The sequence below is a fragment of the Vibrio sp. 397 genome, from assembly GCF_033339395.1.
Taxonomy (GTDB): Bacteria; Pseudomonadota; Gammaproteobacteria; order Enterobacterales; family Vibrionaceae; genus Vibrio; species Vibrio alginolyticus.
The window spans coordinates 414488-427798 of record NZ_JAWOUN010000001.1 but is presented as its reverse complement, the minus strand read 5'-3'; the positions used below and the strand labels follow the sequence as shown (position 1 = coordinate 427798).

Here is a 13311-nt window from a genome sequence, read left to right as displayed (position 1 = left end):
CATCACCTTGATGAAAATATGTACCGATATCCTATTGTGAAAGCGATATCGGTACTGTTATCCATGTTTCTTGCGTTCTCTACGGCTAAAAACTCAAGCGCTGAATTTTCCATTAGATATCGATAGCCCAATACCAGTTCATTAGAGGCATCAGCAAACTCTGTGGGCCCTTCTGTTGACCCTTGATACCAATGATATTCCAACATCAGGTGATGGTTATCTTCTAAGGCATAACGGTACCCACCCGCAATGGCAATCGTATTATGTCGATAGGGCAGATCGAGCAAGGCACGGTCATCCGAGCGAAAAGTCATGCCAATCATCGAATAAAATGCATGAGCATCACTTAAGTAGCTGTAGTTTAATTGGAAGCCTTGCTCGAAACTGCTACCTTGAAAAGTACCGTGAGCCACATCGTTAAAATACAAACTGCCGCCAATCGATAGGCCGTGATGTTCATTTTGGAACACTTGATACTGTAAGTAAGTAGATAGGTTATTGGCTAGTGTTTGTCCTTCGAAATCATCTTCAAGCACATTATATTGCGGCATTGAAATGTAAAAACGATCTCTGTCTACTTTATCCCGCCCATTTTGTCCGATACCGAAAAGTTTATGGAAGCTTTTCGTCAGTCCATCTAAATGGTTGTCAGCGGCAAAGACCCATCGATAGTTGAGCTCCCACTGCCAACGGTTGCTGACTTGCCATTTGCTGCCTAATTCGATTTGATTGTGGTAATAATCCAGTGCGTATTCATCAGTATGAGCCCAAACACTTGCCACGGTTCCCGAACCATAGGCTTCGACAAAACCAGAGGGCAGACTATGCCCTGAACGCAGTATGTTGGTGTGACTAACCACTTGCATTGGGGATTGTGCGTAAGAACGCAGCGGGCCATATAAGTCATTTGATGCGAAGGCTTGCAAAGAACATATCGAGGTGCTTAGAAGTACCATAAAGCGCGATTTGAAATAGACCATGATGAATACCTACATACAAACTACTCTATAAAACAACTATATACCTAAATCGCACGTTGAGCTCTCGCCAAGCGTGTTAAGCTTTGTATCGGTTCAGACGTAATAGGCGATATTGTAATTTGTTGTGTAAGTTCATTGGGGGGCAATTCCGTTTACAAGTTATGCGGTCTCTTAAAAAGCATGATCAGATTGTCGTGACGGGTCTGCGGTTAAGTTCTTATGACAAAACAAAATCGCGCTTTGCATTCTAAATGTGAGCTAGGTACAATCCCATTTTCGATAACGGTCCGGTATTCGTGTTACCGAGAGGCCTTTATTGACTCTCAACTATTTTCAACAAATAGCTTCTAATTTGAATAACATGTGTTGCTTGGTGTGCAACACCACTGTAAAGGACATAGCATGCCTATTATTACTCTTCCTGACGGCAGTCAGCGTCAATTTGACAACCCAGTTTCTACTATGGAAGTTGCGCAATCGATCGGTCCTGGTCTTGCAAAAGCAACTATCGCTGGTCGTGTAAACGGTAACCGCGTTGATGCGTGTGATCTAATTGAAGAAGACGCAAGCCTTGAAATCATCACAGTTAAAGATGAAGTAGACGGTCTAGAAATCGTTCGTCACTCTTGTGCTCACCTTCTTGGTCACGCTCTTAAGCAGCTTTACCCTCAAGCTAAAATGGCGATCGGTCCAACCATCGACAATGGCTTCTACTACGATATCGACCTAGACGAATCTCTAACGCAAGAAGATCTTGAAAAGATTGAAAAGCGTATGAAAGAGCTAGCGAAAACCAAGTACGAAGTGGTTAAGAAAAAAGTAAGCTGGCAGGAAGCGCGTGATACGTTTGAATCACGTGGCGAACCATACAAAGTTGAAATCCTAGACGAAAACGTATCTCGCGATGATCGTCCAGGCCTTTACCACCATGAAGAATACATCGACATGTGTCGTGGTCCTCACGTTCCTAATATGAGCTTCTGTCAACACTTCACTTTGCTGAATGTTGCAGGTGCTTACTGGCGTGGTAACAGCGACAACAAAATGCTTCAACGTATCTACGGTACGGCTTTCCACGACAAGAAAGCACTGAAAGCGCACCTAACTCGCCTAGAAGAAGCGGCGAAGCGTGATCACCGTAAGATTGGTAAGCAACTAGACCTATTCCACATGCAGCAAGAAGCACCGGGTATGGTGTTCTGGCATCACAATGGTTGGTCTATCTTCCGTGATCTAGAAGTATTCATCCGCGCTAAGCTAGATGAGTACGGTTACCAAGAAGTGAAAGGTCCACTTATGATGGACCGTGTTCTTTGGGAACGCTCAGGTCACTGGGATAAATACGCTGATGCAATGTTCACAACTTCTTCTGAGAACCGTGAATACGCGATTAAGCCAATGAACTGTCCAGGTCACGTACAGATCTTCAACCAAGGTCTAAAATCGTACCGCGACCTACCGCTACGTATGGCTGAGTTTGGCTCATGTCACCGTAACGAACCATCTGGTGCACTACACGGTATTATGCGTGTACGTGGCTTTACTCAGGATGACGCTCACATTTTCTGTACTGAGAGCCAAATTCAAGAAGAAGTAACAAACTGTATCAAGATGGTGTACGATACGTACCAAACATTTGGTTTCGACAACATCGTAGTGAAACTGTCTACTCGTCCAGAGAAACGTGTAGGTTCAGATGAAATCTGGGATCAATCTGAAGAAGCATTGAAGCAGTCTCTTGAATCGATGGATATCCCATACGAAATTCAAGAAGGCGAGGGTGCGTTCTACGGCCCTAAGATTGAATTCACACTATACGATTGTCTAGACCGTGCGTGGCAGTGTGGTACTGTCCAGCTAGACTTCAACCTACCAGGTCGCCTAGGCGCTACTTATGTAGGTGAAAACAATGAACGTCTTGTACCGGTAATGATTCACCGTGCGATTCTAGGTTCACTAGAGCGCTTCATCGGTATCCTTATCGAAGAATATGCTGGTTTCTTCCCAACTTGGTTGGCGCCAGAACAAGCAGTTCTTATGAACATTACTGATAAACAGTCAGGTTATGTTCAAGAAATAGTACAAAAACTACAAAAAAGTGGAATTAGAGCTAAAGCGGACTTGAGAAATGAGAAGATTGGCTTTAAAATCCGCGAACATACTTTGAAGCGTGTACCGTATATGCTTGTTGTTGGTGACCAAGAAATGGAAGCTGGCGAAATTGCAGTGCGTACTCGTAAAGGTAAAGATCTTGGTAAATTTAAAGTGGATGATTTTATTGCATACATACAAGACGAGATCTCTAGCCGTAAGCTCAATCTGGAGGAATAAGCTATTAAAGGCGGAAGACGTGGCCAACAGCCGGTAAAACAAAACCCGCACCGTATCAACGGTGAAATTCGTGGTATTCGTGAAGTTCGACTAACAGGCGCTGACGGTGAATCAGTTGGTGTTGTATCGATTCAAGAAGCCATTGCAGCTGCTGAAGAAGCTGGTATGGATCTCGTTGAGATCAGTCCTAACGCCGAGCCACCTGTTTGTCGTGTGATGGACTATGGTAAGTTCCTCTTCGAGAAGAGCAAAACTGCTAAAGAGCAGAAGAAGAAGCAAAAGCAGGTCCAGATCAAGGAAGTAAAATTCCGTCCTGGAACTGATATTGGAGACTATCAGGTAAAACTACGCAACCTGACGCGTTTCCTTGAAGAAGGCAACAAAGTGAAAGTAACAATTCGCTTCCGTGGCCGAGAGATGGCACACCAAGACATCGGTGTTGACGTTCTAAATCGTCTTAAGGAAGATACTGCAGAAATTGCTGTAGTTGAATCTTTCCCTAAGAAGATTGAAGGTCGCCAGATGATCATGGTGCTAGCCCCTAAAAAGAAGTAATTAACGGCTCATCAAGTAATTAAAACCTAGCCGCTTTCCTTTCGATAAAGGCATAACGGCTGGGTTTTGTTCGCCCTAATTACGTTGTTTATTAAACCTACTCAATGCGGAGTTATTCATCATGCCTAAGATGAAAACCAACAAAGGTGCTGCTAAGCGTTTTAAGAAAACTGCTGGTGGTATTAAGTACAAGCACGCTACAAAACGTCACATCCTGACTAAGCGTACTACTAAGAACAAGCGTCAACTACGTCCGAATGCAATCCTTCCAAAATGTGAAGTGGCTGCAGTAATCCGTATGTTGCCATACGCTTAATTCTTTTTAGTTATCAATCGTTTAGTTTAGGAGAAGCATAATGCCTCGCGTAAAACGTGGTGTACAAGCTCGTGCACGTCATAAGAAAGTTCTAAAACAAGCTAAAGGTTACTACGGTGCGCGTTCACGTGTTTACCGCGTAGCTTTCCAAGCAGTTACTAAAGCTGGTCAATACGCTTACCGTGACCGTCGCGCTAAGAAACGTCAATTCCGTCAACTATGGATTGCACGTATCAATGCGGCATCTCGTCAAAATGGTCTATCTTACAGCCGTTTCATCAACGGTCTTAAGAAAGCATCTATCGAGATCGACCGTAAGATCCTTGCGGACATCGCAGTATTCGACAAAGCTGCATTTGCAGTTCTAGTTGAAAAAGCGAAAGCTGCTCTTTAATTAGCAGTTTAGGATTAAGAGAAGGAGAGCATTAGCTCTCCTTTTTTATTGCTAAAATTTATACCCAAATGACTTTTAGCTTGGTTATTTAGAGTATTGTTTATCAGTCTTCTCAATTTATTGGTTAGCATCTTATGTTAGTTATAAGGTAGCTTGGGTATAAATTTTTACGTTTATAAGGGATTAAAAATGATCTACACAACGACCGAAAGCATTCCTGGCAAGCAGATCTCTGAAATCAGAGGGGTTGTAACTGGTAATGTTGTTCAATCAAAACATATTGGCCGTGACCTCATGGCGGGTATCAAGAGCATTGTTGGCGGCGAAATTCGTGGTTACACGGAAATGATGACCGACGCGCGTGATATTGCTATACAACGCATGGTGGCGGACGCTGAGTCTAAAGGTGCCGATGCAATTGTAGGGATTCGATTTACCACAAGCTCAATCGTAGATGGTTCTTCGGAAATTTTGGCATTTGGTACTGCGGTGAAATTAGCGAACTAGTCTACTTGAATAGCATTGCAAAAATGCCAATAGAGGGCGGTGAATTATTATGCATTTACCGTTCTGTTCCTTTTAGGTTAATTATTCTAGATTTTTGTAGAGCGAATAGGTTTATATTCTCAACTTTACGTTACTATTAAAATTAATCACGACAATTTAGAGTAATTGCTTTACTTTTATTTTGCATATTATTTTATATCTATAATGAAACTGAATTCATATTGAATTTTTCATTTGTTGTGTGAATTCTCCTTTCAGTATATTAATTCATGTTTTTCTTATAAAAATATGAACTTATACCTTGCCAAGCGGTTCTAAATTGTTACAAATACTATACAGCTGTAACATTGCAAAAGGAATTGTAGATGAGAGATCTGACTCCCGAATACTTGCTAGCCGCATTACGCCAAGCGATTAAAACAAAAGGGCTAACATATCGAGAGCTATCTGAGAAAATGGGTATGCCACTGTCTACCTTTAAGAGACATCTTACAAGCACGAATCTCGCTTTAGATAAGTTGCTGGAATATTGTAGAGCGGTTGATTGCACGTTAGATGAACTACAAAAGCTCGCAAATCAATTGCAAGGTGAAGACGAGGATTACTTTAGTCGTACGCAGGATGAGGTATTCTTTCAATTCCCTCACCTTTACGACTTTTATCGTGAATTGAGAATGCTACGAGGTAAAGATGGTTATTCTATTTTAAAGAAAAAGTATGACTTGTCTGAGCAGAGCATGTCTGATTACTTAAAAGCATTAGAGTTGTTGGATCTTGTTTACGTTGATGAAGATAAAAATATAACGCTGCACGGACCTTTATATTATAGCTATGCAGAAAACTCCAAGCTCAACGACAAATATACCGAAATCATAAAAGAGCAGACGACTACCCACGATAAGTGTGTTCGCGTTGCTTTGGCGCGTATGAAAATTACCGAAGAACAGCTTTTGTTACTGGAAGATCAAGTCGCAAAGACCGTCATCGATTTTCATTCCAAAAATGTTGTAGCAGAGAACTTTAATGTCTCTGATTTTACTAATATTGTTCTACTTGCTGGGCCACATCAGCCAGTCACATTCTCTGACGGCATTATTGAGACAGAGGGGCGATTTATTGATGATATTCGTTATGCCATCGCATCTGCAGGTGATAAGCCAAGCCTATCTATATAGATTTTGAGCCTTTTTTGAAGAGAGTTTCTGAAAGGGCGTTGCAAAAGAAAAAGCCTAAGACAGCAAATACTTTGTAAGTAGGGCATTCAGCGGTGTTTGCTCTTAATTCAGACTTAAAGTGTTTTGGGCTTATTTCGAAAAATACCTGTTCAGCATCTACTTTCGTTATTTTTAACATGCTGATTTCCTTCGTTGTTCCTCCCAAAGCCTCTCTCGCTTCCTCTACAAAGAAACCATTCTCGTTGAACCAAGCATCCTGTAGCTACTTGGGTATGCATAATTGGTAGCTATTTATCTTCTAATTATAAATTCATACTTGAAATGTTTGTTTTTTGATCTATTATGACGAAGTGTCATTTGTGACGGTTCGTCAACTTTAGTTGCGTTCCTGTATTAAAGAATCGTGTTACAATTATTGGGAGTGTGTTGGTATACGGATCAAAGGATTATGTTTAACTTTCGCTGTAAAAAATATAGCAAGCAAGACGGATGTCGTGTGTCTTCAGGGCTAACAAAAAAGCAACAGGCGATTGCTGATCGTGAGATAGAGCTTATTCAATTGGCTAAGTCTTTAGTTCAAGAGCAAGGCTTTGCCAACTTAACGATGGACAAGCTTACAGCGTCAAGCCCTTACTCTAAAGGGACGATCTACAATCATTTTTGCAGCAAAGAAGATGTGATTCTTGCGCTTTGTATTCATTCGCTGAAAAGCGAAGCAATATTTTTCGAACGTACCGCCAAATTTAATGGCAATACCAGAGAAAAAATCATTGCGATGCATGTAGGTTATCGTATTTACGCTCGTATGGAGCCAGTACTATCAACTTGTGCGATTGTTGCAAAGACGCCTTGGGTTCTAGAGAAGGCTTCGCCTAAACGTGTGAATGAACTGAATAACTTGGAAGAACAAGTAATAGATGGTGCTGATGCGCTGGTGAACAATGCGGTAGAATGTGGTGATCTTAAGTTTTCTCCCGCAATTGGTTCTGATGCTATTGTATTCGCAAACTGGTCTATTGCATTCGGTTCAAACGCTTTGGCGCAAAATGCATCGAACAGTCGATGTATTCAGCGAATTCAAGACCCATTCTCAGTACTGCACAACGCGAATATGTTACTTGATGGTTTAGGTTGGTCGCCTTTATCTACAGAATGGGACTACCGTAAAACCTGGCGTCGAGTGGAGCAGGAGTTATTTAGTGAAGAGCTTGCTTATTTAGAGTCAGTGAATCGCTAATAAACTGGAAAGGCCAATCTGACGTTATGGTTGGCTTTTTTATCGCACTATTGTGACGAATCGTCATTAAATCTCGAAGGTTGGCGTTCAGCCAATGATCACGAGAAGCATAGGAAGTTACTAAAAACTAACTTATGTAGCCAAATTCATTCGATCTAAAGTTTGCATGTCGAGTTTGTCTGGTTATTTACAGCATTTGCTGTTTTTTTAGTTTTTAAATTTGACGAAACGTCACAAAAGGAGAGTGTGATGCCACATCACAACGTTCAACAATACGCCCGTTCAGGGTGTGGTAAGCTACCAACGAATTACAGTGTATTGGTGATGCTTGCTACCGTTTTATTGATTGTCATAGCAACTATTGGAGGAAAAAATCTTTACTTTAGAGGAGATTACGACATCTTCTTTGATGGAACAAATGAGCAGTTACTTGCGTTTGATGAAATTCAAACCACCTTTGCAAAATCTGACAGTCTTGCTTTGGTTATAGCACCAAAGAGCGGCACTGTTTTTACTCCTAGCACATTATCTCTTATTCAGCAGATCACTGACGAGGCGTGGCAAGTTCCATACTCCACCCGCGTTGATTCCCTCGCTAACTACCAGCATACCGAAGCGTTTGAAGATGATCTTCTTGTCGAAGATTTACTGTATAGCGAATATGAATTGACACCTCAACGAATAGAGAAAGTCAAAAGTATTGCGTTGAGTGAGCCGGTTTTGAAAAGTTCACTGATTTCTGAAAAAGGAGATGTCACGGTCGTAAACATTACGGTCCAACTCCCTGAAATAGATAAAACTGCTGAAGTACAAGAGGTGGTTGCTTACATAAACGGAATGATTGAGCGTTATCAGCAAGTGTACCCAGACACGGAATTCCACAAGGCTGGTATTATTGCAATGAACTACGCGTTTATGACCGCAGCCCAAGATGATAGCGCAACATTAGTGCCAACTATGTTACTAGTGATATTGGTGTTTCTGACCATCATGTTGCGCTCATTGCTTAGCGTCATCGCGACGCTCATCGTTATTATCGGCTCGGTTATGGTTACAATGGGCTTGTCAGGATGGGCTGGTATGTTCTTAAGCACGGCGACCGTTAATGTGCCTACCTTGGTGATGACGCTTGCCGTCGCAGACTGTGTACACATCATCGCGACAATGCGTCAGTCTATGCAAAACGGCTTTAGTAAAGCCCACTCTATTGAGCGAAGTATTGCGCTCAATTTCATGCCTATCTTGATTACCTCCATTACCACCGCGATCGGCTTTTTAATGATGAATATGTCGGATTCTCCAATCCTGAGAGATTTCGGCAACCTATCAGCCCTTGGCGTCATGGTTGCTTGTTTCCTTTCCATCACGTTACTTCCCGCCTTGCTTAATATCCTTCCGGTTACGGTGAAGTCGGATACTTCTGATGAAAGAAAGCACTTTATGGATCATTTAGGAGATTTCGTGGTGTCAAAGCGACATGCTTTATTGCCGTTGTCGGTGCTTGTTATTGTCGCGAGTGCGAGCTTGATTCCACTGAACAAAGTCAATGATGAATCCGTCGAGTACTTTGGCCATAGCAATGAATTTCGCCGAGCGGCTGATTTTATGGAAGAGCGAATCAGTGGCATGGCGAACATCAGTATCGCGATAAAAACCAACGAATCGCAGGGTATTGCGGATCCTAATTTTCTCAATACCGTGGGTAAATTTACTGACTGGCTAAGGTTGCAGCCAGAAACGGACCATGTTGCGACCTTGAGCGATGTTTATAAGCGCCTAAACAAGAACATGCATGGAGATGATCAGGCTTATTACTCGCTCCCTCAAGACAGAGAATTAGCGGCTCAATATCTGCTGCTTTATGAAATGTCACTACCGTATGGTTTAGATTTGAACAACCAAATCAATGTAGATAAGTCGTCGATCAAGATGGTTCTCACCGTGGAGAACTTGGGCAGCGTCGAGCTTGTTGATTTGGAAAATCGCATTTACCAATGGTTTAACGAAAACGCGCCTCAATATGATGTTGTTGCTTCTAGTCCTTCATTGATGTTTGCGCATATTGGTGAAACGAATATGGCCAGCATGCTGTCAACCTTGCCCATTACTCTTGTCTTAATCTCTGCATTACTGATCTTTGCCTTGCGTTCATTCAAGCTTGGCTTAATTAGTCTTGTCCCGAATATTGCTCCTGCGCTTATTGGTTTTGGTATTTGGGCGCTGGTTTCTGGCGAGATTAACTTGGGATTGTCTGTCGTTGTGACATTAACGCTTGGTGTTGTTGTCGATGACGCCGTTCACTTTCTTTCTAAATATCAACACGCTCGTAAAGATGGCCACAGTGCGGAGCAAGCGGTTCGCTACGCCTTTCGTACCGTGGGGCGCGCACTCTGGATTACGACGGTCGTGCTTGTTGCTGGTTTCTCTGTTCTGGCGATGTCGAGCTTCCGTTTAAATGCCGATATGGGACAGCTGAGTGCCATTGTCATCTTTATTGCCCTTGTTGTGGATTTCATCTTCCTACCGACTCTACTGATGTTGTTTGACAAAGGCGTTTACGACGAGGTGGAGCGCCGAAATAAGCTTAAATCAACTGACTCTCAAACCAAGACTGTTACTCAGTCATAACGAATTAAAGGATCGAACATGAATTTAGTAAAAAATGCCTTAAAAGTATCAGTACTTTCTGTCTCGCTTATTATGAGTCATGCGGTGTTGGCGGATGAAGCCAAAGGACTAGAAATTGCCCAAGAGCGCAAAGCCCGTGATGAAGGGTGGGGGGATTCTGTTGCTACGATGCAAATGATTCTGCGAAACGCGCAAGGAGAAAGCAGCACACGTTTAATGCGCTTACAATCACTCGAAGTTGATGGCGATGGTGACAAAGGGCTCACGATATTTGATGAACCGAGAGATGTAAAAGGCACGGCGTTTCTTAACCATTCTCATACGGTGGGTGCCGATGACCAATGGCTTTACCTTCCTGCACTGAAACGTGTGAAACGTATTTCCTCGCGTAACAAATCAGGTCCTTTTATGGGCAGTGAATTCGCGTATGAGGATCTCAGTTCCTTTGAGATTGAAAAATACCGTTTCAACTACCTAAAAGATGACAGCATAAACGGGCAAGATGTTTTCGTCGTAGAGCAAATTCCGACCGATAAGAACTCAGGTTATACCAAGCAAACGGTATGGTTAGATAAAGCGCATTATCGTCCACTTAAAGTTGAGTTTTACGACCGCAAAGGCTCTTTGTTAAAAACGCTTTCTTTTTCCGATTACAAGCAATATCTCAACCAATATTGGCGAGCGCACACTATGGCGATGACAAACCATCAAACAGGAAAAAGTACTGAGCTAACGACTAGCGAAATGCGTTTTAACACTGGATTACAAGACAATGACTTTCATAAGAATGTGTTGAAGCGAGTGAGATAGTGGAGGAAAAATGAAGCGATTAAATGCTGGGTTGTTGCTTAGTGCAGCAGCCTTTTTTTACTCGATGCCTCTGACTGCCGTCGAGCTTGCAGGACAAGTCAATATTGAGCATCGTCAGTTTTTTAAAACGGGCTCTCAGGGTCAGAGCAAAGCGCAAACGTCATTGGTTTTGCAGCCAGAATTTTACTGGGAGATGCAAAATGGTGATGCAAACTTTACTTTCACACCTTTCTATCGTCTGGATGGTCTAGACGATGAGCGAAGTCATGGTGACATACGAGAGGCACTTTATCTGACTTATTGGGATGATTATGAGCTTCGAGTTGGGATTAGTAAGGTCTTTTGGGGAGTGACTGAATCAGCCCATTTAGTTGATGTAGTAAACCAAACAGATACCATTGAAGCCGTCGATGGTGAAGATAAACTCGGTCAGCCGATGTTACATTTTACCTCTTTCAAAGACTGGGGCACCGTCCACGCAATGTTGTTACCTTACTTTAGGGAACGAACGTTTGCGGGTACAGATGGCCGCTTGCGAACCGACCCCGTTGTCTCTGATGATGCTATCTATGAATCAAGCAGAGAAGAGAAGCACGTAGATGTGGCTTTTCGATATTCGAAAATGCTTGGCGATTGGGACGTAGGCCTGAGCTATTTATATGGAACAAACCGGGATCCTTACTTTCGTTTTGAGTACGGAGAATTAAAGCCTTACTACGCTCTGATGAGTCATGTCGGTCTGGATGTGCAAGGAATCGTTGGCGATTGGTTATGGAAACTAGAAAGTGTTTATCGAGATAGCGCTGATAATCATGTCGGTCTTGTGACGGGTTTTGAGTATACCTTCGTCGGTGCATTTGACACGGTTTGGGATGTGGGAGTTATTGGTGAGTACCTCTATGACAGTCGTGGGAACAACGCACAAACTATCGGTCAAAATGATGTGTTTGCAGGTATTCGTTGGGCGCTCAATGATGAGGACGGAACGGAAGTATTGACGGGAATTACGAAGGATTTAGATAACGATGATGTTTACAATGCTAAGTTAGAAGCATCGAGCCGAATATCGAATCACGTTAAGTGGCAAATTGATGCTTGGTTGTTTAAAAATGAAACACCAAATGATTTGCTCTACTTCGCTAGAGATGACGATTTTATCGAGCTATCTATTCAATACTATTTCTAAAACAAAAGGGCACAACTAAACGGCAGATTAACTAAAGATGACATTTTTGACGTTTTTGTGCTCTTTTTATTCAATAACCTCTTCTTTTCGTAATTCAATTTGGCATTGGTGCCCGGTTTGGCTACTATGTACAGCTATCAAAAAACCAATCACTCCCTTATGGACACTACCTACAGGTAGATGAGGAAACGATGCAACATCTAGAAGAGATCATTGCTAGCGCGAGCACTGCAATTGAAGCTGCCGAATCGCTAGTCGCACTTGATGAAGTGCGTGTTCAGTATCTGGGTAAAAAAGGTGAGCTAACTGCTCAACTTCAAAGCCTAGGCAAACTACCACCAGAAGAACGCCGTGAAGCTGGTCAAGAGATCAACAAAGCGAAAGGCGTCGTTCAGCAAGCTATCGCAGCTCGTAAAGATGCACTACAACGTGCTGAGCTTGAAGCGAAACTAGCAGCAGAAACAATCGACGTAACACTACCAGGTCGTCGTATTGAAAACGGTGGTTTACACCCAGTAACTCGTACTGTAGAGCGTATTGAGAAGTTCTTTGGCGAACTTGGTTTTAACACCGAGGCTGGCCCAGAGATCGAAGATGCATTCCACAACTTCGATGCGCTAAACATCGCAGCTGATCACCCAGCGCGTACTGACCACGATACTTTCTTCTTCAACCCAGACTTGATGCTTCGTACTCATACGTCAGGCGTACAGATCCGTACGATGGAAAATGGTAAACCACCATTCCGTTTCATCGCACCAGGCCGTGTATACCGTAACGACTACGACCAAACGCACACGCCAATGTTCCACCAAGTGGAAGGCATGCTGGTTGATGAGAACGTAAACTTTGCTCAGCTGAAAGGCATCCTGCACGATTTCCTATGTAACTTCTTCGAAGAAGAAGTAGAAGTACGTTTCCGTCCATCTTACTTCCCATTCACTGAGCCTTCAGCTGAAGTAGACGTGAAAGGCAAAAACGGTAAATGGTTAGAAGTACTAGGCTGCGGTATGGTTCACCCGAACGTGCTACGTAGCGTAGGTATCGATCCTGAAAAATACTCTGGTTTCGCATTCGGTATGGGTGTTGAGCGTCTAACAATGCTTCGTTACGGCGTGAACGATCTACGTGCGTTCTTCGAGAACGATCTTCGTTTCCTAAAACAGTTCAAGTAATCCAGAGGGTTCATCAA

The 13311-nt window shown here is 42.8% G+C and carries 13 protein-coding genes; 11 read left to right on the top strand and 2 right to left on the bottom strand.

From position 1 onward, the window contains the following. Positions 1 to 2 precede the first annotated feature (2 nt). Positions 3 to 980, bottom strand: coding sequence for a DUF3187 family protein (locus tag R7P36_RS01935; protein WP_017821819.1), 978 nt, complete (start codon positions 978 to 980; stop codon positions 3 to 5). A gap of 402 nt (positions 981 to 1382) precedes the next feature. Between R7P36_RS01935 and thrS the strand changes: the two genes are divergently transcribed. The 6 genes from thrS to R7P36_RS01905 all read left to right on the top strand — a co-directional run bounded on the left by thrS (position 1383) and on the right by R7P36_RS01905 (position 6258). Continuing rightward, positions 1383 to 3311 carry a threonine--tRNA ligase gene (gene thrS, locus R7P36_RS01930; RefSeq protein ID WP_005395892.1) on the top strand — a complete coding sequence of 643 codons (1929 nt, stop codon included), beginning with the start codon at positions 1383 to 1385 and terminating at the stop codon, positions 3309 to 3311. 3 nt (positions 3312 to 3314) lie between these two features. Continuing rightward, positions 3315 to 3866: a translation initiation factor IF-3 gene (gene infC / locus R7P36_RS01925; RefSeq protein WP_080276913.1), complete on the top strand. Its 552-nt coding sequence runs from the start codon at positions 3315 to 3317 to the stop codon at positions 3864 to 3866. Positions 3867 to 3987: 121 nt separating this feature from the next. Next, positions 3988 to 4182, top strand: coding sequence for a 50S ribosomal protein L35 (rpmI, locus tag R7P36_RS01920; RefSeq protein WP_005377932.1), 195 nt, complete (start codon positions 3988 to 3990; stop codon positions 4180 to 4182). A gap of 40 nt (positions 4183 to 4222) precedes the next feature. Next, positions 4223 to 4576, top strand: a complete 354-nt coding sequence (rplT, locus tag R7P36_RS01915) for a 50S ribosomal protein L20 (RefSeq protein WP_004727974.1) — start codon at positions 4223 to 4225, stop codon at positions 4574 to 4576. A 189-nt stretch (positions 4577 to 4765) separates the two neighbouring features. Continuing rightward, complete coding sequence (locus R7P36_RS01910; protein ID WP_130546017.1) at positions 4766 to 5083, top strand: heavy metal-binding domain-containing protein; 318 nt, start codon at positions 4766 to 4768, stop codon at positions 5081 to 5083. Positions 5084 to 5448: 365 nt separating this feature from the next. Continuing rightward, positions 5449 to 6258, top strand: coding sequence for a helix-turn-helix domain-containing protein (locus tag R7P36_RS01905; protein WP_005377917.1), 810 nt, complete (start codon positions 5449 to 5451; stop codon positions 6256 to 6258). Here R7P36_RS01905 and R7P36_RS01900 read toward each other — a convergent pair. Next, positions 6251 to 6436 carry a hypothetical protein gene (locus R7P36_RS01900; protein WP_206969840.1) on the bottom strand — a complete coding sequence of 62 codons (186 nt, stop codon included), beginning with the start codon at positions 6434 to 6436 and terminating at the stop codon, positions 6251 to 6253. The genes R7P36_RS01905 and R7P36_RS01900 overlap by 8 nt on opposite strands. Before the next feature lie 270 nt (positions 6437 to 6706). Here R7P36_RS01900 and R7P36_RS01895 point away from each other — a divergent pair, with 270 nt between their 5' ends. From R7P36_RS01895 to pheS, 5 genes are all read left to right on the top strand, one after another. After that, positions 6707 to 7495 (top strand): TetR/AcrR family transcriptional regulator, encoded by a 789-nt coding sequence (locus R7P36_RS01895; RefSeq protein ID WP_005377913.1) that lies wholly within the window; start codon positions 6707 to 6709, stop codon positions 7493 to 7495. Between the two features lie 249 nt (positions 7496 to 7744). Then, a complete protein-coding gene (locus R7P36_RS01890) occupies positions 7745 to 10123 on the top strand; it encodes an efflux RND transporter permease subunit (protein WP_213899300.1) in 2379 nt (792 codons plus the stop codon). An 18-nt stretch (positions 10124 to 10141) separates the two neighbouring features. Continuing rightward, positions 10142 to 10933, top strand: a complete 792-nt coding sequence (locus tag R7P36_RS01885; RefSeq protein WP_025766823.1) for an outer membrane lipoprotein-sorting protein — start codon at positions 10142 to 10144, stop codon at positions 10931 to 10933. A gap of 10 nt (positions 10934 to 10943) precedes the next feature. Beyond that, entirely contained in the window at positions 10944 to 12119 is a 1176-nt protein-coding gene (locus R7P36_RS01880) for a hypothetical protein (protein WP_054577913.1), read from the top strand. Between the two features lie 191 nt (positions 12120 to 12310). After that, entirely contained in the window at positions 12311 to 13294 is a 984-nt protein-coding gene (gene pheS / locus R7P36_RS01875) for a phenylalanine--tRNA ligase subunit alpha (RefSeq protein WP_005385470.1), read from the top strand. The last annotated feature ends 17 nt before the right edge of the window (positions 13295 to 13311 follow it).

Excerpts from the sequence above, each read along its gene's own strand:
- R7P36_RS01935 (WP_017821819.1), bottom strand. The coding sequence starts at position 980 with ATGGTCTATTTCAAATCGCGCTTTATGGTACTTCTAAGCACCTCGATA.
- thrS (WP_005395892.1), top strand. The coding sequence starts at position 1,383 with ATGCCTATTATTACTCTTCCTGACGGCAGTCAGCGTCAATTTGACAAC.
- rpmI (WP_005377932.1), top strand. The coding sequence starts at position 3,988 with ATGCCTAAGATGAAAACCAACAAAGGTGCTGCTAAGCGTTTTAAGAAA.
- rplT (WP_004727974.1), top strand. The coding sequence starts at position 4,223 with ATGCCTCGCGTAAAACGTGGTGTACAAGCTCGTGCACGTCATAAGAAA.
- R7P36_RS01910 (WP_130546017.1), top strand. The coding sequence starts at position 4,766 with ATGATCTACACAACGACCGAAAGCATTCCTGGCAAGCAGATCTCTGAA.
- R7P36_RS01905 (WP_005377917.1), top strand. The coding sequence starts at position 5,449 with ATGAGAGATCTGACTCCCGAATACTTGCTAGCCGCATTACGCCAAGCG.
- R7P36_RS01900 (WP_206969840.1), bottom strand. The coding sequence starts at position 6,436 with ATGTTAAAAATAACGAAAGTAGATGCTGAACAGGTATTTTTCGAAATA.
- R7P36_RS01895 (WP_005377913.1), top strand. The coding sequence starts at position 6,707 with ATGTTTAACTTTCGCTGTAAAAAATATAGCAAGCAAGACGGATGTCGT.
- R7P36_RS01890 (WP_213899300.1), top strand. The coding sequence starts at position 7,745 with ATGCCACATCACAACGTTCAACAATACGCCCGTTCAGGGTGTGGTAAG.
- R7P36_RS01885 (WP_025766823.1), top strand. The coding sequence starts at position 10,142 with ATGAATTTAGTAAAAAATGCCTTAAAAGTATCAGTACTTTCTGTCTCG.
- R7P36_RS01880 (WP_054577913.1), top strand. The coding sequence starts at position 10,944 with ATGAAGCGATTAAATGCTGGGTTGTTGCTTAGTGCAGCAGCCTTTTTT.
- pheS (WP_005385470.1), top strand. The coding sequence starts at position 12,311 with ATGCAACATCTAGAAGAGATCATTGCTAGCGCGAGCACTGCAATTGAA.